Here is a 23405-nt window from a genome sequence, read left to right as displayed (position 1 = left end):
AAATTGTAACATATTCTATATATTAATTCCCTGTAGAATTAACACTACTTGGGCTTGCCCCTGAGACAAGAGCCTGAAGCTTCTGATTCAAAATATTTCTAGCCTCTCCACTTGTTATTTTACCCGTTGTAATTGTGTCAATTAATTCTCTAAAAATTGAATCGGTCGCAGTGGAGCTTGGGTCATACCACGTCTTAGCTTGAATAGCCGCTTTACCAAAAATATCTATGTACACGTTCTCACCATTTGGCACTTGAAGCAGATCTCTTCTGGCAGAAGGCAAGTTTGTTATTTTTACAAACTCTGCCTGAGCAACTGAGGCAACCAATTGTGTCATTACACTTATTGCAGCAGCTTGATTTCTTGATTGTTTGACAAGAGCTAGAGCATTTATTTTAGCGTACGATGCAGATTGTACATTTGCAGACCTTAACTCATCTTGTGGCATAAGAGCAACATCAAAGTTAAGATTAGGATTCTTTCTTTGTAGAACAGGATATTCACTTGCAAAACCAAAGTACATTCCTAGATTTCCAGAAATGAAATAATCTCTTGATCTTACCAGAGATTTATTCCATGAATATCTCTCATTATTAGGATTTGAAAATGAAGTATAGAAATTTGTGGCTGCTTCAAAAATATTTGTGCCACTTGGAGAAAGTACATCTACGGTAGACATATATCTACTTACGGCAGGGTCAAACTCTACTAAATTGTTTCCGCCTTGAAGCATTAAATTAATAAAAATTTCTTTGGAGTGGTCAATATTGGAAGACTCCCCTAGGGCGACAGCAGATTTTATAATTTCTGATCTATCAGTTCTTTGAGTTAAACTTGGAATTGAAGCTGTGAGCTGTTGCCATGTTTTTGGCGGCAACACAATTCCACCATCGCTAAACATGGTCTTATTCCAATACATAACCAAAGGATCAACGTTTAAAGGTAGTGCATAAATTCCATCTGCCATTACAAAGATGTTTGCAGCATCTATAAAAGTGTCTGAGAATGTTCTTTGAGGCAATGTTTTAAACGGAATAGGCTGTAGCTTGCCCTTCCAAGAGAAAATTTTTGAATCATCAATTAAAACAATGTCTGGTCCTTTTCCTTCAGCTAATGCATTAACAAATTCTGCTTCAAATGTATCAGCACTTTTTTGTACATAAGTTACATCCATCGCTTTTTTTTGAGGATCGATTATTGCAAGGAGATTTTTGAAATCAGCCTCAGCCTCTGTTCCCCAGATAGTTGCTTTTACAGCAGTATTATTTGAAGAGTTAGTAAACGCAGAAAAGATTATAACTCCAACAATGGCTGCAAATATAAATACTCCTATAAATATAATTTGAAATGGGCTTGATGATTTGTTCATACGTAAATATTATAACTTAATCTACAAATTTAAACACTAGTCCATAATGATAGTCCCCTGCATCAAATTCTTTCTCTAAAATTAAGTTCTCTTTTGCAAACCAAGCTGTTACATGTTTCTTTGAAACAACACAGTCTGGATGTGGACCAATTTGATTAGATGAGTCTATCCAATCTATTACACCGATCTTACCTTTTTTCTTCAATATCCTAATGGCCTCTTTAACCACTTTCTCAGGATGATCACACACAAACAATGTATTTGCTAAAATAACTCTATCCACACTTTCTTTGGAGAGTCCTGAGCCGTTTAACGATTCTACGTCCCCTCTTATGACTTCAACATTTTTAAGATTTAAAAGCTTTGACTCATTTGCAATCCTTGTCAACAAATCCGCCCTAGTATCAATTGCAAAAACCTTACCATACTGTCCAACTTTTTTTGCAAGAGCCATAGTGTAGTACCCTGCGCCTGCATCAAAATCAGCAACAGTCATTCCTTCTGCAATATTCATGTCCTGCAATGTTTTTTCAGGTTTAACAAAACTCATGTAAATATTATAGCACAAGTAAAATACAAAATATCTGTATTTTTTAAATTTTGTTGATAGATCATAATCTGTAGATAAATCAGTAAACGAAATATCGCGCAGGCATGGAATGCCTGCGCGATGAATATTCACCCCTGATCCGTTGTTACGAGCATTCCATCAGAGTTTCAAAATTATTTGGCAATCTCTCGGTATCCAAATTTTATTCAGCACCTTAATGAACGCAGGTAAAGTCTTCAGTCTACCCAAGGAGTGATCGTATGCAATCCTTTTAAGTGCTAGGTAAATCTGTGTAATGAATCGCCGAATATCATTTGCATGAACTGCTCCAAATTTTATACCAGCCCACTTTGCAACATTCCCAATAAAAGCGGGACTCAACTTATTAAAACTACCAGTATGCAGCAAACTTTTCAGACTCTTCATCTTTCGCGTCACAGGGTTTGTCATAAGTCTCTCCAGTGACGGATAGACCTTTTTCAAAAAAATAGCAATATGCTTAGTTTTGACTTCCGCCTCTGACATTTTGAACCATCTGGAAATGACAAAAATCAGCTTATTGTAACTTGTATGTGACTCAATATCGACATACGATAAATTATGACACTCCGTTACGCCTTTTTGACATCTAGGCCTCCTGTGATGACGATTGAAACATCTAATCAAATAATCAATCTTGGCGTTTGCATCCATGTGCCAGAAAGCATTCAATTCACCGTTGGTTAGATGATCAAGCCTGTATTCACGAGACCTAATATTCTTCCAATCGATGACAACTATTCTGGGTAATCGGCTCCAAGTCAATTGGACTACTGGAAATATCTTAAGCGTCTCTCTTTCCTCCTTTTCTTCCTTCCTTCTTTCTTTGTTCGTTTTTGTTCTATTATTAGTATCATTGTCCACAAAGCCTCCTTTGTTGTTTTGGATCCTTTTGAATATTGCTCTTTTTTTATTAATTTTGCAAGTAATAAAAAACCCCAGTATTATCACTGGGATTTCCTAATTTTGAAGCAAATTTTTTATAGACAGATCAATGAAGCCAAACTATCACCTTCTCTTAACTTCATAATTCTCACTCCTTGTGTATCACGCCCAAGTGCTGGTACCTCCTTTAGATCACATCTAATAACCTGGCTTTTCTTTGAAATTGCAACAAGTTCTTCAAGTTCTGCTGTCAGGATTCTTGCAGAAATCAAATCTCCAGTCTTTGGGGTAACCTTTACAGTTTTAATTCCAGAACCTCCTCTTCCTTGAATCTTATATTCTTTAATTGGAGTTTTCTTTCCATATCCATTTGAAGACATAACCATTACATATGCATCAGTTACATCTTTTGCAATTGTGTCAGCCCCAACAACGCTTACATCCTTATCCAATTTCATAACACGTACCCCACCAGCAGAGCGTCCCATCTCTCTAACATCGCCCTCATCAAATCTAATAGATTGACCATCTGATGCAACAACCATTACCGAATCCTTCTTTTCAACAAATGATGCAGAGACTAATTCATCATTAGGATCAAGTCTAATTGCAATAATTCCACTTCTTCTAACATCAAGGAAACTTTCAATAGAAACCTTCTTTCCAGTTCCTTGTTTTGTAATCAAAAATAGACTTAGTCCTCCGCCTTTTTTAATTTGCTTTGGCATCGGAAGAACTGAAGTTACTTTCTCATTATCAGAAAGTGACAAGAAGTTCATTATTGATTTTCCACGAGTAGCACGCTTTCCCTCAGGAATATCGTACATTTTAATTTGATACGCCTTACCCTTATCTGTAAAGAATAATAAATCACTATGAGTTGTGGTTGTTATAAGATGAGTTATAAAATCTTCTTCCTTTGTATCAAGGTCAACAACACCAACACCACCTCTTCTTTGCTTCTTGTATTCATCAGGATCAGTTCTCTTGATATACCCTCCACTAGTTAATACAAGAACACTTTCTTCATCAGGAATAACATCCTCAATACAGAAGTTTTTTGCAGCATGCTTAATGATTTTTGTCCTTCTATTATCACCAAATCTTTCTCTAATATCTGCAAGCTCGTCCTTGATTATTTTTAGAACTCTTTTTGGATTTTTTAGAATATCTTCACACTCTTTAATAAATGCTTGAACGGCCTTTAATTCATCCTCAATTTTCTTTCTCTCCAAACCAGCAAGTCTTTGAAGCTTCATTTCCAAGATGGCGGTTGCTTGTCTATCTGAGAATTTAAATTCCTTCATCAAGTTAACGTGAGCTGTAGGAGTATCTTTTGATGCTTTAATAGTTTTAATAATTGCATCGATATGATCCAATGCTTTCTTAAGACCAAGTAATATATGCTCTCTATCTTGTGCTTCTTTTAGATCAAATTCTGTTCTTCTTCTTACAACCTCCTTTCTATGTTTAATAAACTCTTCAAGACAAGTCTTAAGTGAAAGAGTTTGTGGAACACCCTCAACAAGTGCAACCATGTTGTAGTGAAATGTTGATTCAAGTTGAGTATGCTTATACAAAAAGTTAAGAATGTTTTGAGGATAACTTCCACTCTTCAATTCAATAACAACTCTAATATCTTTTGTTGATTCATCGCGTAGATCTTTAATACCTTCAAGTTTCTTTTCACGAACCAAGTCAGCAATAGCTTCAATAAGAGTAGACTTATTTACTCTATAAGGAATTGACGTAATTATAATTTTAGATTGACCAGCTTTCTCTTCAACAATTTCAGCCTCACCACGAACAACAACTCCTCCTCTTCCGTGAATGAGTGCTGCGGCAATATCCTTTTCATTATAAGCAACACCTCCTAGCGGAAAATCTGGTCCTTTCACAAATTCTAACAAATCTTCAGATGAGGAATCTGGATTATCAACTAAATGAGTTGTGGCATCAACAACCTCTCTTAAGTTATGGGGTGGAAAGTTTGTTGCCATTCCAACAGCAATACCCAAAACTCCATTTAACAAAAGGTTTGGAACAACAGTAGGTAAAACAGTAGGTTCTTTTGCCGAACCATCGTAATTAGGAACGAAGTTAACTGTTTGCTTATTTATATCTCTCAACAGCTCAGATGAAAGACGTGACATTTTAGCCTCGGTATAACGCATAGCAGCAGGTGGATCACCATCAACTGTTCCAAAGTTACCTTGACCAATTATCAATGGGTAACGCATTGAAAAAGTTTGAGCCATGTTAACCATAGACATATAGATAGCAACGTCTCCATGAGGGTGATAATTACCCATAACGTCTCCAACCACCTTTGCTGACTTTACAGTTTTTGCAGATGCAGTAAGACGCATACCACTCATAGCATAAAGAATACGACGGTGAACTGGCTTAAGTCCATCTCTAATATCAGGAAGTGCACGGTCTGTAATAACAGACATGGCATAGTCAATATATGACTTCTTCATTTCCACAGTTAGATTTCTGTCTTGAATTTTGTCTGAGTTTACTGGAACTACTTCAACTGTTGTTTCTATCTTTTTTGCCATTGTTTTATTTTATCTGTACTTAAATATTATAATTAATTCCCCAATAATGCACTATTCTCAACATTACTACTGTCAATATTAGCGTTAACATCATTACCATTACTTACACCATCTACTTCTACAGTAAATCCGCTTTCTGTTGTCGTGGAAATTATTGTACTTGGTGGAGTGATTATAGGAGACTCTAATGAAGCATCCGTAGACGAACTTTCTATAGTAGAATTCTGCGACATACCAAGTGTTCCATTATCAAATTGCACCTTATATCTTCCACCTAGAAAATTATCAGTAGTTAGATTTTTAATACTATCAAAAATACCGCCAATCTCTTGCTTCACAATACCAGTTGGACTAATTTCTTTTGATCCATCAATGGCACCTGACACAGAAGCACTGTTTGCAACACCTCCCATGTTTGGAATAAAGAATGAAAAAACCCAAAAACTTGCAACTACTCCAGTGAATAGAACCGATGCCGTAAAGGCATAAACTGTTCTATAGTTTTCTGATTTTTGTTTTACGTTTTCAATATGTTTTGATAACATGATGTTTTGTTTTTATTTTTTATGTATCCTCGTCAGAAACCACTGATTCTGATGCTATTTTTGCGCTTTAAAAACCCTTATTGCTGTGGCGACAACACTATTATATCACCATTTTTACCTTCTAGGTCTTTTTTCTTAATTGTTAATTTATCAACAGGCTCACTGTGATCTCCGGCTTCCTTTAGAAAGGCAATCAATGCTTCGTCTTTCTTACTATCAAAATGAATTGGAATAATAATTTTAGGCTCAAGATTTAACGCCATTTTATATGCAGACTTTGCATCAAGCACACCATTTCCTCCAATTGGCAAAAACAACACATCTACAGAGTCAATTGCATCAGCAGCATCTTTTGGAAGTGGACCGTCCTGTGCACCAAGAAACAACATCTTGATTCCCTCAACTGTTAATGCATAAATTGTATTAATAAGCTTCTTATCATCCTTATCTATATCGTATGAGGACTCACCAGCTAAGCCTTTAATAAATATACTATTAACTTCATATTCCCCAGGACCTGACACAACAAAGGGCTTTTTGTCCCCATATGTTAATTCAGCGCCACCACACATATCCTCATGAGGTAGAGTTTCAAGTGCAATATCTGCACCAAATTTATTAATTTTGTAGGATGAAGTCTTCGCTGGTGGATTAAAAGCAATAACCAAATCACCATATTGAATCTTCACGGCTTCACGTCCAAGGTATGTAATAATCATGTCGGCATTATACCCTATTATTCAATTCTTGTTTAGTCTCCCCTTCCGTTTTGCCATAAAATAGATATGGTGTAAAGCAGCAAATTTTGATTGACTTATTTCTATCATTTTATATAATAACAAGTATCTTTCTGGGGTAACCCACTGATCCAGAGCAATAGTTCTGGTGACAATTAGAAAAGCTCAAGTAACAACCTGAGCTTTTCTTTTACACTTTCAAAACTTGAATCATCAAGAACTGAGATTCTCCAATACATACGACTGGAGCTAAACATTTTAATTTGATAAATAAGGGCACATCCTTTTTTACCATTCACTTCTAAATCTACGAACCATGAGCCCTTCTTAGCTTGCGTTGAAAGAGGTATCCCAATGAAACCTTTTGCAGATAATTTTCTCAACACAAGTACAGGGCGTTTATAATCATCACCCTTTCCACACGACTCAATTTTAATGTTCAAGCCAACATAACACCACCAAATTTCCTTTGTTCTAAATAATACCTCGCAATCAGAATCCTCAATCGCCTTTTTTCTTCTGTTCCATTTATCAAAATCTTTTATCATATGAATAAGATTTTATTACTCAAATATAAAGAAAAACCAAAGTTTTCAAAGACTTATCCACTTAAATCAAAATTACATATGCAATAATTAGGCTTATTTTGAGAGACTTATTCGCCCTCCAGCCCCAAATTATCATCCTTGAGAAACTTGCGAGTGGCAGTGAGCAGGTGATTGCGAAGGAAATTAAGGGTTTCAGCAGAAAACTGGCGTGTTCTCAAGGATGATAATTTGGGGCTGGGGTGTTGTATTTTCCGCCAAAATATGCATAATATACCAGTCAGATTATTAGCAATCACAAGGACTGTAACCCCCGCCGTGCCATTCAGAAACTCAAGCGGGAGCAGTACTTGATTTTTTATTTCATGACAACAGATATAAACGATACGGCAAAAGATATAATTAGCAATGAAGAGGTTGTAAAAACTGATTCTGAGGTAAAAACAAAGGCTCCTAAAAAAGCTATTTCAGCGGAAGTTGAGGCAGAGATGGCTGCAAAAATCGCACAAATGAACGCAAGTGTGATGGGAAGAATTATTGCAGATTCTCATACCCCACCAAGTGTTACAGATATTGTAGAAGGTAAGGTTATCGCTATAGATAAGAAAGGTGTTTTCATCGATCTTAGACCATACGGAACTGGAATCATCTATGGTAGAGAGTACATAAGTGCTAGAGACATACTAAGAAAGGTTAATATTGGAGACAGTATTGCTGCAAAGGTTGTAGAAGTTAACAATGCAGATGGTTACATAGAACTTTCTCTAAAGGAGGCTAAACAAGCTCTTATTTGGAGTGAAGCAGAAAGTGCTATCAAAAACAATACTGTTTACGATGTTCCTGTTCTTGAGGCAAACAAAGGAGGTCTACTTATGTCATGGCAAGGTATTCAAGGATTTCTTCCTGCTTCTCAATTGAAGGCAGAGAACTATCCAAGAGTAGAAGAAGGAAATAAGGACAGAATCCTTGAAGAACTTAAGAAACTTGTTGGTCAAAAACTTTCTGTAACAATTATTGCAGCTTCTCCAAAGGAAGGTAAACTAATTTTCTCAGAAAAGAATCTAGGAGATGGTGGTGAGAAAGAAAAGGTAGCAAGCAAGTATGTAGTTGGCGATGAAGTTGAGGGCGTTGTAACAGGCGCAGTTGACTTTGGAGTCTTCGTTAAACTTGAAGAAAACCTAGAAGGTCTTGTCCATATTTCTGAAATTGACTGGGCTCTTGTTGAAGATCCAAGAACAATGTTCAAGGTTGGAGAGAAGATAAAAGTTAAAGTTATTGAAATCAAGGATGGTAAAGTTTCTCTATCTATCAAAGCTCTTAAGCCAAATCCATGGAAAGATGCAGAGAAGAAGTACAAGAGAGACGATATCGTTACTGGAGTTGTAATCAAGTACAATAAGCATGGAGCTCTTGCAAGTATAGAAGAAGGAATTGCTGGACTTGTACACGTTTCTGAATTTGGAAGTGAAGCAAAGCTAAAGGAAGCACTTGAGCTTGGTAAAAGTTACACATTCAAGATAAATCTATTTGATTCAAAGGATCAAAAGATGGCACTTTCTTTTGTTGACAAAAACAAGAAATAGGATTAAAAATAGGAGGTGCAGGGCATATTTCCCTTGTTGTATGGCTAGTGTTGGAGTCAAACTGCTGTTTGATTCCAGCACTAGCCATATAACGATGTGAAGCGCGCCGACGATGCACAACAACAAAACCCGCATGAAAATGCGGGTTTTGTTGTTGTTTATAGAGGTCTACTTAGTTTGCTGTATTAAGACTATTCATCGCCTTAAATCTATCTTCTGTAACCGTCACATACAACCCTTCTGAAACTCTTTTTGCAATCTTTTTTAATTCATTCATTTCATCATCCTTAAACTTTCCTAGAATAAATTTAACAACCTTCTCTTCCCCCTTTGGTTTCTTAATTTTACCTGTCGGAGTTGTTGGAGATACACCGATTTTTACTCTTATAAAAGCGTCAGTCTTAATTGCCTTTCTTATGGATTCCAGACCTCTATGTCCGCCCATTCCTCTATTGAAAACCATTTTAATTGCACCAAATGGCAAATCTAAATCATCTTGAATTACGATTAACTTCTCAGCCTTCTTTTCACTTGTTATCAGATCTGCAAGTGACTTGCCACTTTTATTCATAAAAGTTTCAGGTAATATCACGGTAACTTTTTCAACAATCTTTGACTTCCCTTTTCCAGCCTCAATTTCTCCTTTTGAAACTAGTCCTAAAAACTTCTTATCATAAGAAAAATCTGGTAATTCATATTGTTTTGCAAATGATGTAGCAATGAATCTTCCAACGTTATGTCTTGTTGATTCATACTCTTCGCCTGGGTTTCCTAATCCTACAATTATATACATGCATATACTATAACATATGCTATAATTTTACCCATATTATGCATACACATGAAAAAGACATTATAGAGACTGATGAGCAAGTAAGGGAAAAAGCAAAAAACTTAGTTGTGGAGGAAATTAAAAAAGATAAGCCAAAGAAAGACGAGGGTTTTTGGAAGTTTACTATTGTAATGCTTTTAATTTTTCTTGGTATTAGATTTTATGTCGCTGAACCATTTCTTGTCGATGGTGCATCAATGGATCCAAATTTTGCAACTAATGATTATTTAATTGTTGACGAACTAACCTACAAATTCCAAGAACCCCAAAGAGGTGATGTTGTCGTATTAGTACCTCCAATTGATGCAAGTAAATATTTTATAAAAAGAATTGTCGGTTTACCTGGCGAAAGAATTGTAATTGAAAAAGGTCAGACGCACGTGTACAACAAAGAACACCCTGAAGGTTTTGTGCTTGATGAGCCCTACGTAAAATTCAATAGCGATAAGACAAAAGACGAAACTCTTAGCGATACAGAGTATTTTGTTATGGGAGACAATAGGTCCGTGAGTTTTGACTCAAGAAGTTGGGGTGCTCTTCCAAGAAAAGAGATCACAGGAAGAGCCTTTTTACGACTCTATCCATTCGCTAAAATCGGTCTTTTCCCTGGAGGGCTTGATGTCTTCGATAAAAAACAGTAAGGTATAAGAAAATATGCCTAATAACAACAATAGTAAAAATGTGTCAAAAAGTAGTGGTAACAGTCATTCACCTAAAAAAATACATGAGAAGGCTACAAATATAACTAAAATCTCTAATAAACCAATGACAAAAGTAGCTAAAGGCAAAAAAAGTAAGATTCCAGAAATAGAGAAACCGGACCCAATAGACAAGGTTCATAAAATAGCAGAGTTCTCAGCCCGTCACTATGGCTTTGTTCCTTTTGCTGGACTTGAAGTTCAAAAAGAGGATATCGTTAGAGCCAAAGGCTTCAAAATGGGAACAAAGAGAGCTAACAAGGACGAGGTGGCAACATCACTAAATTTTGAGAATTTTCTTGAAGAGCATATTGCTATCACAAGAACTTACATAAACAAAGGAATGTCTGATTTAGTTCAACCCCCAATGATTTGTTACAGTGGACCACTACACGGAAATCATCATTTTGATAAACATAAAGATCACATATTTTCACTACATGTTCTTGGTAACTCAAGAAGTATTGCTGATGCGATGATCATTGAAACTGCTTATGTTATTTTAAAAGATCACGTTGATAAAGGAGAGCTTTTAATTGAAATAAACTCTCTTGGGGACAAGGATTGTTTTACAAAATTCAGCAAGGAATATGTAACTTATTTTAAAAAGAACATTGGTGAGCTATCTGCAACATGTAGAAATGCTTTCAAAAAGGACCCAATGAGTGCTGTATCTTGCGATCATGAAAAGTGTATAGCAATTCAAGATGCTGCTCCAAAGCCAATCAGTTATTTAACAGAGGCATCAAGAGACCATTTTAGAGAGGTTCTTGAATACATTGAATCATTAAATCTTCCTTACATAATAGACCATAATTTAATTGGTAGCGGACTTTATGCTGGAGGGACCGTCTTTCAGATCACTGCCCTTACAGTAAAAGGAAAACAAGATAAAAAAGAAGTACTAGCTATTGGAGAAAGATACAACTCAGTTTCAAAAAAAGCCTGGGGAAAGAAAGATGTTCCAGCAATTGGAGCACATATACTAGTTGAGGCTGATCCATCAAGAAAGGTTCCAAAAATTGTAGCGGTTGAAGATATTAAATTTTACTTTATACACCTTGGGTATGACGCTAAATTAAAATCACTTTCTATTTTGGAAATGCTTAGAGTTGCAAAGATACCAGTTCACCAAGCACTTTCAAGAGATAAGATTACTAGTCAAATTGCAGCTGCAGAAAAATTAGCTGTTCCTTATATATTAATTCTTGGACAAAAGGAAGCAATTGAGAACTCTGTTACAATTAGACATATGAATTCTAGAGTTCAAGAGACTGTGATGATTAAGGATCTTATTGATCACTTGCAAAATCTACTAGATAGTTAGACAAAAAAAGACCCCGCTCATGCACGATTTGAACGTACTATAAACGAGGCTGTGAGTCTATGAAGTTTTGGAATCTACTTCTTTTCAAAACGCACAATGATTGTCTTTGGAATAAAATCTCTGTTACCAGGATTCTCCTCAAAAACAAATACCGTGTTATTAAACTCCTTTCTGATACCCATCAAACGTATAGATCCATCCTTATCCCTGCACCAAAACCTGATTGTACCGAGAGCTGATAAAAGCCAAGCCCTTTTCAGTATCAGCAACACCTCACTCAGCATCAAAATCCTCCGATGCTGTCTTTCTGTGTCTGAGGTAAATATTTCTCTTTCCTGACGGCAGGTTTTAAGCCTGGTAATGACGAAGGTTTTTTTCCTTACATTCTCAACAATTCCACTGAAGCGATTGGCAACACCAACCTCAATCTCGACTTTTTTTGCCCCAATCATTCCTTGAATCCAGCCCTCCATTCTTGCCCGACCGGTTGGTATTTCCATTTCACCGGTTTCATCCTCTTCAAAAGATATAGTTATGTTATCAAATGATGTACTCATGTCCATGTTTCCTTTTTTGTTTGCTTGTTTCGGTTTGACGCCTCATCGACGTTTTCTGTGACAAAAATAGCCCCATCTGTGGGGCCTTCGTTAATATGACACATAAGACCATTTATAGCAAGTGGCTAGGATACAAAGTATGTGTTAAATTATAGCCTATATGACAAATGTTTCAGTAGACAAACACGCAAATGAAAGCGGATCATCAGTTTTAAGACGCTTTACAAAGCGTGTTCAAGAATCTGGTATCCTAAATAAAGTAAGATCAATCAGATATTCTGATAGGTCTCTTTCACCTTACAAGGTTAAGAAATCAACTCTAGAAAGACTTCGCCGTCGCACAGAGATGGAAAAACTTGCAAAACTAGGCAAGCTTCCAGAATCAAAGAAAAAGAGACGATAATTCCAAAAACAATGAAAGTTCTTTTTGATAAGGATAATTTCATGATCTCCTCTACTCTCAAAACAACACCCAAAAACGATTGGGTGCTTTTTGATAAAATAAAAGACAAAGTAATGGGTTCAAACTATGAACTCAGCCTAAACTTCATCGGAAAAGAAAGGATGAGGACTCTAAACAGAACTCACAGAGAGAAGGACTACACAACAGACGTGCTAAGCTTCCCTCTTGATGATTTGGGTATAAAAAGTGAAATGGGTGAAGTTTTCATAAATCTAGACGTTGCAAACAAGAAATCTAAAGACTTCGATAGAACTCCAAAGAACTATTTATTGTTCTTATTTGTACACTCACTAATGCACTTGAAAGGCTTTGACCATGGTGATAAAATGGAAAGCGAAGAAGAAAAAGTTAGAAAGTTTTTTACTATATAAAAATAGTGTATAATGTTTGAGTAAGTGTTGGATACCAACAAAAATTAATCTAAATAAAAATCGTACATTATGGCAAAAGGTCGAAACATAGCAGTTGGAATAGATGTAGGCACACACCAAATAAAAGTATTGGTGTCTGAACTTGAGTCTGCAGAATTCCAATCAGAAAAAGACTCCTCAAGAACAAATGGTTCAAACCTTCCAAAAATTTTAGCTTCAGCATCAATTGAAACAAGAGGTGTTAGACATGGATATGTTACTAATGTCACAGAGCTTGCAAAGTGCATTAGATCCGTTGTAACTATTGCAGAAAAAAATTCTGGTATCCCTATCAAAAAGGCATACGTTTCTGTAGGTGGAGTTGGACTTGGTGCAATCGTTTCAATTGGTTCTGTTGTCACAACAAAAGCTGATTCAGAGATTACAGATCTAGATGTAAAGCGTGCAATAGAAGAAAGTGATAAAGAACTGCCAAACGCCTACATTTTAAATAGAAAAATAATTCACACTATTCCACTTGAATATAAAGTTGACGGAAGAAAAGTATTAGGAAAACCACAAGGACTTAAAGGCATCAAATTAGAAGCAAGAGTTTTATATATTACATGTCTCTCACATCACTTAACAGATTTATTAAGTGCCTTTGATGAAGCAAATGTAGAAATTAAAGATGTTGTTGCAGCACCAATTGCAGCAAGTTTGGTTTCATTAACTAAAACTCAGAAAATTGCTGGGTGTGTGTTGCTAAACATTGGAGCTGAGACAAGCTCAATAATAGTATATGAAAATAATATTCCAGTTTCTATGGAAGTTTTTGCCGTTGGCTCAAATGATATAACAAATGACATTGCTCTTGGCCTTAAGGTTTCTATTGAGGATGCTGATTTAATAAAAATGTCAGTCTCGGGAAATATAGGTGTTGCTAATTCCTCCAGCAACGCCTCCCTTCCTGCATTCTCAAGAAAGAAGCTTGATGAAATAGTTATAGCGAGACTTTCTGACATATTTGATTTAATAGAAAGTCATCTTAAAAAGATTGATAGAAATGGTCTATTACCAGCAGGTATAATTCTTACAGGTGGCGGTTCCGGACTGCAAAACATTGAAGAATTAGCACGGGAGGCACTTAGACTTCCATCAAAGAGACATAGTCTAAAACTTGAGGGTAATCTTAAGGGTATTGCTAGAGAATTTGAATGGGCTGTGGCCTATGGCCTTACAATACTTGCCTTTTCTTCTCCTGATGACAAATCTGGTGGAATGGGTTTTGGTAATCTAAACGCATCAAATATTGTAAAGAAAGTTGGAAATAAAATATCCTCTTTGTTTAAGCAGTTTTTGCCGTAGACTCTTAAATAAGCCTTATTTCAAACCTAACCCCCTAAAAGTCAAGATTGCCTTGATTTTGCGTAAGTGGTAATATATAGCCCAAGTAAACAAGTTAACCATAATCCCAATAACAGAAATATTATGCCACAGGTAAAAACAGACGTAGAGACATTTGCAAGAATAAAGGTAGTCGGTGTTGGTGGTTCAGGAAAAAATGCAATTAACCACATGATTAACAATAAAGTTAAGGGTGTTGATTTTCTTGCTATAAATACTGATGCCCAAGACCTTCATCACTCACTAGCAAAGCGTAAAATTCACATTGGGAAGAACCTTACAAAAGGACTAGGTGCTGGAATGAATCCAGAAGTTGGACGACAAGCAGCTGAGGAGACAAAAGAAGAAATTCAAGAAGCTCTTAAAAATTCTGACATGGTTTTTGTTGCAGGAGGACTTGGCGGAGGAACTGGCTCAGGTGCTTCTCCAATCGTCGCAAAGATTTCAAAAGAAATGGGTGCACTTACTGTTGGTGTAGTTACAAAACCATTTTCATTTGAAGGACAACAACGTATGCGTCTTGCAGAACATGCACTTGAAGAATTGAGTAAAGCAGTTGATGCACTTGTAGTTATTCCTAATGATAAGCTTCTAGCTGCAGTTTCAAAGGACACAACAGCAAAGAATGCTTTTGCAATGTGTGATGAAGTTCTAAAGCAAGCCGTTGAAGGTATATCTGAACTTATTACAACTCCTGGAACTGTTGGTAACATTGACTTCGCTGATATCAGGGCTGTTCTTGAGAACGCAGGCCCGGCACTTATGGGTATTGGATCAGCGTCAGGTGAGAAGCGTGCTGAGGAAGCAGCAAGAGCAGCTATTAGCTCTCCTCTTCTTGACGTTTCAATTCATGGTGCAAAAGGAGTTCTATTTTCTATCGCAGGAAATGATGATCTTACTATGTGGGAAATTCAAGAAGCAGCAAAGCTTATTACAGACTCAGTGGATCCAGACGCAAAAATTATTTTTGGTACTGTAAAGGACGAGAGACTAAAGAAAAATGAATTAAGAATTACTGTTATTGCAGCAAACTTTCCAGATAACAGCACAATCAGAAAAACTATTTTTGATAGCATGTCATCAAGACAAGAAGCTTCACCATCTGCATTTGTAGCAAACAGCAACGTTCAAAAACCCGTATCTCAAAATGTTGAGGTTAGTGCATCAACTCAAAATGTTGAGGTTTCTGTTCAAACAAAACATGAAGAACCAAAAGGAAAGATTCATAACTCAATTCACAATCCATCAACAGCAAATGCGAATAGCACTCCTGCTGTAAAAGAAAACGTTAAAGAAGAGGATCCTAACGCTCCACTTCAAGGTGTTCAAGATGACGACGATGAATGGAATTCAATTCCTGCATTTCTAAGAAGAGCGAAGAAATAATTCATAGATACAATACAAACATAAAATGACACCTGCGAAGGTGTCATTTTTAATATAAAAAATTGGCCTCCCGCGCGAACGCGGGAGGCCTTTTGGGTTTGGTTTTTTTGCAGCACACAAGATTGGGTTCTACTTGCTTGCTTGCGGATAGCATCTGGAAGGTCTGAGCTATCTTATTCCGTTCATCTTAATCTCCAATACTAGGAGTCCCTCGATGTGAGTGCGTTCAGTAGGTCACCCTTTTGAAATCACCATCACGGATTCAAATAGCAATATACACTGTGTATTGTACTTTGTCAAGCGATATCAAAAATAATACTTGTTATAATACAACCCTATGAAAACATATGATCTTTTAATTATTGGCGGTGGGCCAGCTGGAGTTGCGGCGGGCGTTTATGCTTCTCGTAAAAAATTACAAACCCTACTTGTTACAGAGGACTTTGGCGGACAAAGTATTGTATCTGAAGGTATAGAAAATTGGATTGGAACTGTTAAAATTTCAGGAGCAGATCTTGCAAAGTCACTTGAAAACCATCTTAAGGCGTATGCGGGAGACATCGTAGAAATAATGACAGGCAGCAGGGTTATTTCAATAAAAAAACATTCTGACTACACAGAACAGAATCCCCTTTTTGTTTCAACAATAGGCAGTACAATTGGTGGAGAAAATATTGAGGCTATTTCTAAATCTATTCTAATTGCAACAGGTAGTGCACATAGAAAACTTCCAGCAAAAGGCGCAGATACTTTTGAGCATAAAGGTCTAACATATTGTGCCACTTGTGATGGTCCCCTATTTTCTGATACAGATGTTGCTGTAGTTGGCGGAGGAAACGCAGCGCTTGAAGCTGTTGCTCAACTTTCTGCATATTGTAAAAGTGTAACTTTAATAAATAGAAGTAAAACATTTAGAGCTGATCCAATTACCGTAGAGAAAGTTCTTGCAAGACCAAATGTGAGTGTATTAACACCTGCTGAAGTTTTAGAAGTTAAAGGTGAGAAATTTGTAAATGGTTTAACATACAAAAATATAGAAACAGGTGAAGAAAAAGAGCTGTCTGTTAATGGTATTTTTGTTGAGATTGGAATGCTACCAGCCACTGGTTTTGCAAAGGACATTGTGGAGCTAAATGAATACAATAAGGTTATCGTTAATCCAATCACTCAAAGGACCAAAACTACCGGTATTTGGGCTTCTGGTGACTGTACAGACGGTTTATATCATCAAAACAATATTGCAGTTGGTGATGCAGTTAAGGCACTGGAGGACATCTACATCAGCTTAAGCAAGAGATAATCACCTAATCTTTATTGGTCAAAAAACAGCATGAATTACTCATGCTGTTTTTAAATGTGGGCGATACAGGGCTCGAACCTGTGGCCTCAGACACGTCAAGTCTGCGCTCTAGCCAACTGAGCTAATCGCCCATTATTGTTTTTCTACCTTTGCCAAATCTACCTTTATACAATATCATATAACATATGAATCAATCAAACGAAGCAATAATGTCAATCGCAAATGAAGTGCACCCTATGAAATTTACAACCGGGGAAATATGTAAAACATCTGAAGGTAATGAATATAAAATTAAGAGTGTTGCACGTGACTCTGCTAACCCTAGTGAATTTTTTGTTGTATATGAGCAACTTCATACGACTGAAGAGAATAATAGAAAACAAAGCTTGGTAAAAAATCTATCAAGTTTCAAAAGCCTAGAAGATTTTGACAAGATTGATACTGAACCAACAAATCAAGCATCGCAAGCAGAGAGCTCAATGAATGCAAATGTCGAGAACTCAGAAAATAATAATGCAATTTCTATTGGACAAAGATACGTCCATTTTAAATCAGGAGATGTTTATATTATTAAAGATGTCGCAAAAAATCCTTCTAACAAAACAGAGGAATTTGTAATATATGAGGGACAATATAATTCCCCTGAGTTTGGAGACCATCCAGTTTGGCTAAGAAAACTTGAAGATTTTACTGGTCTAAAAACCTTCAATGGTGATGAAAAAGACGAAGAAGGAAATATCAAGAAACCTGTAAAAAGATTTACATTAATAAATGAACCGGAAATAGAACACAAAGATGATAAGAAGGCAGCCCTAGATATGATTGGTTTTCTTTGGCAGCAGATGGGTATTATGGGCGCAAATGATAGAGAGAACCCAATAGTAAATGAGACCATAAGAAGATTAAGAGCAAATGAAATCGAACCAAAAGAAGCTGTTGGAATAGTTCAGGAACTTTTAGATAACAAGCAAAACTACCATTAATTAATTTAGTATAAAAATGAACGAAGCTCATGAAGAAAAGAAAGTTGGTGAAGAAATGTATAAAGCATTAACAAAGAAAATTGATACTCTGACAGAGAACATTGATCTACTAATTGAGTTGATGGATATAGACGAAAAGAACGAAGGAGAAAATATGTTTGACCCAAACGAAACAGCTGAAATGTTCGATAGACCAGACATTACATTACGCCAATATTTTGAAGCTGAAGGGAAAAATCTTGATGCTGGTATTGAGTTATTCAAAGGTAATCCTAAGGAAGAAGAAATTTTAGAAAAGTACGATGATTTGATGGTTAGTATTTGTAGAGTTTTTAAACCTGAAAAATTTATAAGCTACTCTATTGTCCTTATAAATAACTTACTTAATAGACTAAATAAATTAAGTGACTCATCTAAAGACGAGGAAAGAGCTGAACTTTATCTAGAAAATCTTACCGATATTATACTGGATTTTAATTCATATATGGAGAAAAATGGAATGGAGATTCAGGTGGATGCAAGGAAGAAAATAAATGACCTGAACAAAAGTTTAAAATTCTTTTCTCTTCCATTAATTCAAATATAGGTCTTTTTTGAGAAACAAATTTGCTTTGAAATTTACCATTAATGTTGTATAGTTGTAATTGGAAAAAATACACGTAATAGTTCTAATACAACCTTAACTCAAACAAACAGAAGTACTCACAATGGAAATACTAGAAATACCACTAAACCTGGAAAATATTGTTATAAACATCATCAAAGAAGACGGAAGAATCTATTTCATAACCACCTGGAGCGCCGAAGGGCATGGAGATTTTTATGAAAAGGATTTATTTCACACAACAGATGATGTAATCTTTGGCCGAGGCAAAGGTGGAGATCGTTACAACATACGCATAGATCTATCAAAAGATCATGACAATGTTCAATTTTTGGATGGACCGATTTTCCACAGCGGAGGACTCAGAGCAACCATATTAATTGATTCGAGGATCATTCGGAGTTTCGTAGGTTGAGGCCTATCGACAAAACGGGGAGGGTGTCCAAAAGACACTCTCCCCTGTTTCATTTCTGGTGGAATAAAGAAGATTCACCTAAAAATCATCTGAACTCATTTGCGAATAATTGCGGAGAGAGAGGGATTTGAACCCTCGATAGGGTTTCCCCTATGCCGTTTTTCGAGAACGGTGCCTTCAACCACTCAGCCATCTCTCCAATGTAACTAACTCTGCAAGCATATCATCAATGGTATGAATGTTGCAATTTTACTCCCTAAAATACTAGATTTTAAGTAAATTTTTGATTTTTCCTGAAAATATGTTATATTCTCTTCATTGCTTTGAGGTTCAAATGAAGGCAAAGAAACATAGAATCACACATTATTGGCCCTATCGTCTATCGGTTAGGACGAAAGCTTTTCAAGCTTTAAAGCCGGGTTCGACTCCCGGTAGGGTCACAGAATTTACCGAACGAAGTGAGCATAAATTCGTGATGCAGCGGTACTTTATATTTTTGAGCTTTGCGAATAAAATATTCTAGTACCGGCTGTTCACAATTTTTAAGGAGTGCGACGACTATAAAAATGTGATGCCGATGCACTTGGTTTGTTGGAGCGTAGCGAACAAAAACCTTAGTGCAGGCGGCGCAACAATTTTAACGAGCTAATTTTATTGAAGTGCAGCAAACAAAAAACTCATGCAATAATTTGCATGAGTTTTTTGTTTTATTTTTTAGCTATTTATATAACTGGATTAACCACAATACTCGTTACCTTACCGTGCATGTAACTAGAATCGTTTATCTTATATTCGTAAAAATTAGGAACAACAGTTTGAGGTGTAGAATTTGTATTTCTAAAAATCACCTCCGCTGTAGATGGTGTCATTGGGAAATCCCGCCAAACATTACACAAATCCTTACCACTAGTGCCAAAAGAAGACGTGACTCCAGATGGACAATACATAAGCATTTTTGAAAATATTCCAACCTCGTCATTAATAGCAAAACTTAAAGTAACCTTATCACCTGAATTAACAATAGCCTTATCTGACTTTACGGAAAGCAATCCAAAATCTCCTATTGAAGTACCAGATGAAATCGTGAAATAACCATTACTATCATCAGAAATATTTCCTCCATTTAAATCTAGAACTCTTATAGCGTAGTCTTTGCCATCAGGTAAAGAAGTTGGCACTTTCCAGTCAAAGTATCCTTCATTAGCATTTACACGTAATGCAATTGATGCCTCATAGGAATTGTAATCTGGATTTGGATTATGATACGTGTCATTTCCCTTCCTTAGTTTTATATATACACTATCAATACCCGGTGCATTCCATTTTATTCTGACAACAGAACCTTGCTTTATCACCTCTCCACCATTTGGTGAAATTACATTTATAAACGATGTAGTTGGAGTATTTGCTACAGGAGGTGGCGCAATTTTAAAATAACTGTCACTGTAATCAATGTACGATGCTATACTCGAATTTCCTTGAACTGAAGGGGTGTATGCCAACAAAATTCTATAAGCTCCAGATAAATTTGTAGGTATTTGCCAATAGTAGCCTGAGGTTGATTTTCCAAGATAAACAGCTGAAGATGGAATAGTTTTTTGACTTCCAATTATACTTTTTTGATAGTTTTCTTCGGTAATATAATAAATAGAAAGTCCTTCATTTTTAGCAGGCAATAAAGACCAGGTAATTGGAATTGCACTACCTGAAACTAACTTTTCGCCACCATTTGGAGAAAGTAACGATATAGTAGTACTAGTTACAGGTGGTGTAACGGGGGTTTGTGTTGGCGTGCGATTAACTATAGGTGTTGTCGATGTTGGAATTTTTGGAGCTACCGGAAAAACCACATCGCTGCTTGTAGAACATGACTGATCTTTAATTTTTTGTCTTGTTATTGGACCGACGTATCCTGTTGGGCTAATATTATTTTCTTTTTGAAATTTCTTAACAGCAGCTGTGGTCATAATACCAAAAAAACCAACTGGGTTTGATTTAAGATATCCCCCAGCTTGCAGGAAATCCTGCAAAACAGACACTTCAGCATTAGTATTTGCATCCGTTGCTCTATATCTCAAATTATTAAAAATAGACACGCACAATGAATCTCCTTGTGGATCAACATCCGCCTGTTGAGCAAATCCTACTAGTGGAATTACAATCAACAATAAGAGTGACAGAAATATTTTTTTATTCATTTATATTAAATTATAGTAAGTAGAAATATTATATCACATATTGCATATCACATATCTTATCAACCTTCGAGAAGTTGGTAGTTATTTTATTATTGTTATCATAGTCAGTTATTAGTAATTGACTATGATAACAATATCAACTCGCACCACCCCCACCTCCTCCACCCCCACCACCTGACCCTCCACCGCCTGAGGCACCAGATGAAGCAAAAGCTGAAGATAAGCTAGAACTAAATGATGTTGAGAATGCAGACGCAGAAAAATTACCAACCCCCGCCGTACCAGAAGCCATACTCCCAACGTATACACCATGACTTGCACTTCCATACCAAGAAGGCTCACCTTTAACAATTGAATCAAAATTTTTCGCCCACTGTTTTTCTACCTTAAAAATAATTGCGTAAGGCAGATATTTTTCAAATATTTCTGGTGTAAGATTTTGCATTCTATATTTCTCAGCTGTTTCTAAATATAATTTAAAACCTAGCCATTCTTCCCTTAAAACTATCCCTTCCTTTGAAAGCCTTGGGTTATATTTAATAAAAAATCTTATTGTAGCCAACGCCCAAAGAATAACGGCCGTTAACACCAAATAAGGAGTAGAAGCTTCGTCTTGAAAATTAGCTACAATTACAAAAACAACGGTGGCACAAATAAATGGTAATACATATATAAAATTAAACCTAGACTGCTCCTTTATTGAAACATCGTATTCAGCCGTTTCATCAATACTAAGTTCCTCTAAAAGACTTTTTGATAGCTCAACCATATCTCGGTGCATCAATACCTTTTCAGAATTTGAAGCAGCCTTCATTTCCGATGTAGAAAAACTCTCTCTTCCTGCAAAAAGAACTCGTAGAAAGCCTTTTTCATAATCATGTAATATTTCATCTGACTCAAAGTTTTTTAATTTTAAGACCTTGTAATCTTTATCTTTTTTAAAAAGAGTACTTACAACAATAATAATAAAAATAACCGCGACAAACACACCACCAGAAAATGACTTAGCATCAGCAATAAATATCAATGCCATAAATAAAATCAAAAGAGATGAAAATATTAATTTAATAATCTTTCCTGAATAAGATACAGTTTCTTCCTCAATCTTTACATACCCCCTAACAGCTAGATCAACAATTGTTGCAGACCAAGCACGAGGGGTATTTCTCTCTGTAACAATTAACTCTGCCATTGCGGGAGGTAGACTGTGTGGAGGTTCATATTCCGCGATTATTGTTCCCCTACCTTTCTTTAATTTTTCCTTAAATAGCCAATATATAAATAGTCCAATTATTGTAAGAAGTACGATTAAGCCCGATGCAAGATAAGACCAATTTGCAGAAAACCAATATTTCCAAAAACTAGACTCATCAATTAGTCCCTTTGGCCAACCAAGTGCAATTGTAAAATTTTCTTTAGATGAAAAAGGTCCAGCGGTGAAATACTCGAACATATGATCAGAGTCACGATACAACTTACGGGGATTATTTGCAGAACTATTTGTATAAGCAGCCGTTGTAAAGTCAGTCGATACAAAACTATTCGGAGGTAAATTAACATAAACAGTAGATGATGCAATTGGAACATCATAATTTGTAAATACATTCCAGTATACCTCGTCATGATCATTGTAAAATCCCAAGCCCCCATAAACCTTGTAATTTAAAATCCAAAGATAGTCTGTATCAGCAAGATTATAATACCATTCTATAATCATCTCTCCATCTTTTTTATAATATGTATATTTTCCCCAACTTGATGGGTCTGTCTTATCTAATATTGACGATGAATAAATAAGTGCCTGACCTGTTTGTCCATCGATTACACTAATATCTTTTATATCACTTAACTTATCAAGTGGGATATCTCTGTAACCTTTATTAAAATTACCCTTATATGAGTAAAGTTGTTTTTCCTCTACTGTAAATGTTGCATCCTTTTGAACCGATATGTTTACATCAAAATTTTTATAAAAATAGACCTTATTTTCCTGGGCCTTAACGGAGTGTGACGATAATAAAAATAGAAACAGGAAAACAAAATATAATGTTTTTTTCATTACTAATTA

The 23405-nt window shown here is 36.0% G+C and carries 22 protein-coding genes and 3 tRNA genes; 12 read left to right on the top strand and 13 right to left on the bottom strand.

Annotated features, from left to right (window positions below; genetic code table 11):
- Window positions 1-22 precede the first annotated feature (22 nt).
- The 7 genes from WCQ00_03565 to WCQ00_03535 form a co-directional block, all read right to left on the bottom strand.
- Window positions 23-1369: a hypothetical protein gene (locus WCQ00_03565; protein MEI6042614.1), complete on the bottom strand. Its 1347-nt coding sequence runs from the start codon at window positions 1367-1369 to the stop codon at window positions 23-25.
- Between the two features lie 16 nt (window positions 1370-1385).
- On the bottom strand, window positions 1386-2051 hold the full coding sequence (locus WCQ00_03560; protein MEI6042613.1) for a methyltransferase domain-containing protein: 666 nt from the start codon (window positions 2049-2051) through the stop codon (window positions 1386-1388).
- Window positions 2052-2078: 27 nt separating this feature from the next.
- Window positions 2079-2822, bottom strand: a complete 744-nt coding sequence (locus WCQ00_03555; GenBank protein ID MEI6042612.1) for a hypothetical protein — start codon at window positions 2820-2822, stop codon at window positions 2079-2081.
- 116 nt (window positions 2823-2938) lie between these two features.
- On the bottom strand, window positions 2939-5407 hold the full coding sequence (gene gyrA, locus WCQ00_03550) for a DNA gyrase subunit A (GenBank protein MEI6042611.1): 2469 nt from the start codon (window positions 5405-5407) through the stop codon (window positions 2939-2941).
- A gap of 32 nt (window positions 5408-5439) precedes the next feature.
- Window positions 5440-5952, bottom strand: coding sequence for a hypothetical protein (locus WCQ00_03545; GenBank protein ID MEI6042610.1), 513 nt, complete (start codon window positions 5950-5952; stop codon window positions 5440-5442).
- 77 nt (window positions 5953-6029) lie between these two features.
- Window positions 6030-6671, bottom strand: a complete 642-nt coding sequence (locus tag WCQ00_03540) for an MBL fold metallo-hydrolase (GenBank protein MEI6042609.1) — start codon at window positions 6669-6671, stop codon at window positions 6030-6032.
- 173 nt (window positions 6672-6844) lie between these two features.
- Window positions 6845-7237, bottom strand: coding sequence for a type II toxin-antitoxin system PemK/MazF family toxin (locus WCQ00_03535; GenBank protein MEI6042608.1), 393 nt, complete (start codon window positions 7235-7237; stop codon window positions 6845-6847).
- A gap of 362 nt (window positions 7238-7599) precedes the next feature.
- Here WCQ00_03535 and WCQ00_03530 point away from each other — a divergent pair, with 362 nt between their 5' ends.
- Entirely contained in the window at window positions 7600-8817 is a 1218-nt protein-coding gene (locus WCQ00_03530; GenBank protein ID MEI6042607.1) for a S1 RNA-binding domain-containing protein, read from the top strand.
- Window positions 8818-8989: 172 nt separating this feature from the next.
- On the opposite strand, the gene pth is transcribed toward WCQ00_03530, so the two are convergent.
- A complete protein-coding gene (gene pth, locus WCQ00_03525) occupies window positions 8990-9610 on the bottom strand; it encodes an aminoacyl-tRNA hydrolase (GenBank protein ID MEI6042606.1) in 621 nt (206 codons plus the stop codon).
- A 38-nt stretch (window positions 9611-9648) separates the two neighbouring features.
- Here pth and lepB point away from each other — a divergent pair, with 38 nt between their 5' ends.
- Window positions 9649-10290, top strand: a complete 642-nt coding sequence (lepB, locus tag WCQ00_03520) for a signal peptidase I (protein MEI6042605.1) — start codon at window positions 9649-9651, stop codon at window positions 10288-10290.
- Between the two features lie 13 nt (window positions 10291-10303).
- The gene (locus tag WCQ00_03515) at window positions 10304-11674 is read left to right on the top strand and encodes a His/Gly/Thr/Pro-type tRNA ligase C-terminal domain-containing protein (protein MEI6042604.1); all 1371 of its coding nucleotides are present in this window, start codon (window positions 10304-10306) and stop codon (window positions 11672-11674) included.
- Between the two features lie 74 nt (window positions 11675-11748).
- Here the strand turns inward: WCQ00_03515 and WCQ00_03510 are convergent, their stop codons facing one another.
- On the bottom strand, window positions 11749-12231 hold the full coding sequence (locus tag WCQ00_03510; GenBank protein MEI6042603.1) for a hypothetical protein: 483 nt from the start codon (window positions 12229-12231) through the stop codon (window positions 11749-11751).
- A 160-nt stretch (window positions 12232-12391) separates the two neighbouring features.
- Between WCQ00_03510 and WCQ00_03505 the strand changes: the two genes are divergently transcribed.
- The 5 genes from WCQ00_03505 (at window position 12392) to WCQ00_03485 (ending at window position 17137) form a co-directional block, all read left to right on the top strand.
- Entirely contained in the window at window positions 12392-12634 is a 243-nt protein-coding gene (locus tag WCQ00_03505; protein ID MEI6042602.1) for a hypothetical protein, read from the top strand.
- Between the two features lie 11 nt (window positions 12635-12645).
- A complete protein-coding gene (ybeY, locus tag WCQ00_03500; GenBank protein MEI6042601.1) occupies window positions 12646-13065 on the top strand; it encodes an rRNA maturation RNase YbeY in 420 nt (139 codons plus the stop codon).
- Between the two features lie 69 nt (window positions 13066-13134).
- Window positions 13135-14412 carry a cell division protein FtsA gene (ftsA, locus tag WCQ00_03495; GenBank protein ID MEI6042600.1) on the top strand — a complete coding sequence of 426 codons (1278 nt, stop codon included), beginning with the start codon at window positions 13135-13137 and terminating at the stop codon, window positions 14410-14412.
- Between the two features lie 123 nt (window positions 14413-14535).
- A complete protein-coding gene (gene ftsZ, locus WCQ00_03490; GenBank protein ID MEI6042599.1) occupies window positions 14536-15837 on the top strand; it encodes a cell division protein FtsZ in 1302 nt (433 codons plus the stop codon).
- A gap of 337 nt (window positions 15838-16174) precedes the next feature.
- A complete protein-coding gene (locus tag WCQ00_03485; GenBank protein MEI6042598.1) occupies window positions 16175-17137 on the top strand; it encodes an FAD-dependent oxidoreductase in 963 nt (320 codons plus the stop codon).
- A gap of 57 nt (window positions 17138-17194) precedes the next feature.
- Here the strand turns inward: WCQ00_03485 and WCQ00_03480 are convergent.
- Window positions 17195-17268, bottom strand: a tRNA-Val gene (locus WCQ00_03480).
- Between the two features lie 54 nt (window positions 17269-17322).
- Here WCQ00_03480 and WCQ00_03475 point away from each other — a divergent pair.
- From WCQ00_03475 to WCQ00_03465, 3 genes are all read left to right on the top strand, one after another.
- Window positions 17323-18120 carry a DUF1653 domain-containing protein gene (locus WCQ00_03475; protein MEI6042597.1) on the top strand — a complete coding sequence of 266 codons (798 nt, stop codon included), beginning with the start codon at window positions 17323-17325 and terminating at the stop codon, window positions 18118-18120.
- Between the two features lie 16 nt (window positions 18121-18136).
- Window positions 18137-18706 carry a hypothetical protein gene (locus WCQ00_03470; GenBank protein MEI6042596.1) on the top strand — a complete coding sequence of 190 codons (570 nt, stop codon included), beginning with the start codon at window positions 18137-18139 and terminating at the stop codon, window positions 18704-18706.
- A gap of 121 nt (window positions 18707-18827) precedes the next feature.
- The gene (locus WCQ00_03465) at window positions 18828-19139 is read left to right on the top strand and encodes a hypothetical protein (protein MEI6042595.1); all 312 of its coding nucleotides are present in this window, start codon (window positions 18828-18830) and stop codon (window positions 19137-19139) included.
- Between the two features lie 112 nt (window positions 19140-19251).
- Here the strand turns inward: WCQ00_03465 and WCQ00_03460 are convergent.
- Window positions 19252-19338 (bottom strand) — tRNA-Ser (locus tag WCQ00_03460).
- 169 nt (window positions 19339-19507) lie between these two features.
- Here WCQ00_03460 and WCQ00_03455 point away from each other — a divergent pair.
- Window positions 19508-19579: transfer RNA gene (locus tag WCQ00_03455), tRNA-Glu, on the top strand.
- A gap of 282 nt (window positions 19580-19861) precedes the next feature.
- On the opposite strand, the gene WCQ00_03450 is transcribed toward WCQ00_03455, so the two are convergent.
- Together WCQ00_03450 and WCQ00_03445 are read right to left on the bottom strand one after the other, a co-directional pair.
- The gene (locus tag WCQ00_03450) at window positions 19862-21337 is read right to left on the bottom strand and encodes a peptidoglycan-binding protein (protein MEI6042594.1); all 1476 of its coding nucleotides are present in this window, start codon (window positions 21335-21337) and stop codon (window positions 19862-19864) included.
- A gap of 136 nt (window positions 21338-21473) precedes the next feature.
- Window positions 21474-23396, bottom strand: a complete 1923-nt coding sequence (locus WCQ00_03445; GenBank protein ID MEI6042593.1) for a DUF2207 domain-containing protein — start codon at window positions 23394-23396, stop codon at window positions 21474-21476.
- Between the last annotated feature and the right edge of the window lie 9 nt (window positions 23397-23405).

This window comes from bacterium, from assembly GCA_037127815.1.
In the GTDB taxonomy this organism is placed as follows: Bacteria; Patescibacteriota; Minisyncoccia; order Phycocordibacterales; family CAIZLB01; genus CAIJKW01.
This window is presented reverse-complemented; position numbering and strand designations above follow the sequence as displayed.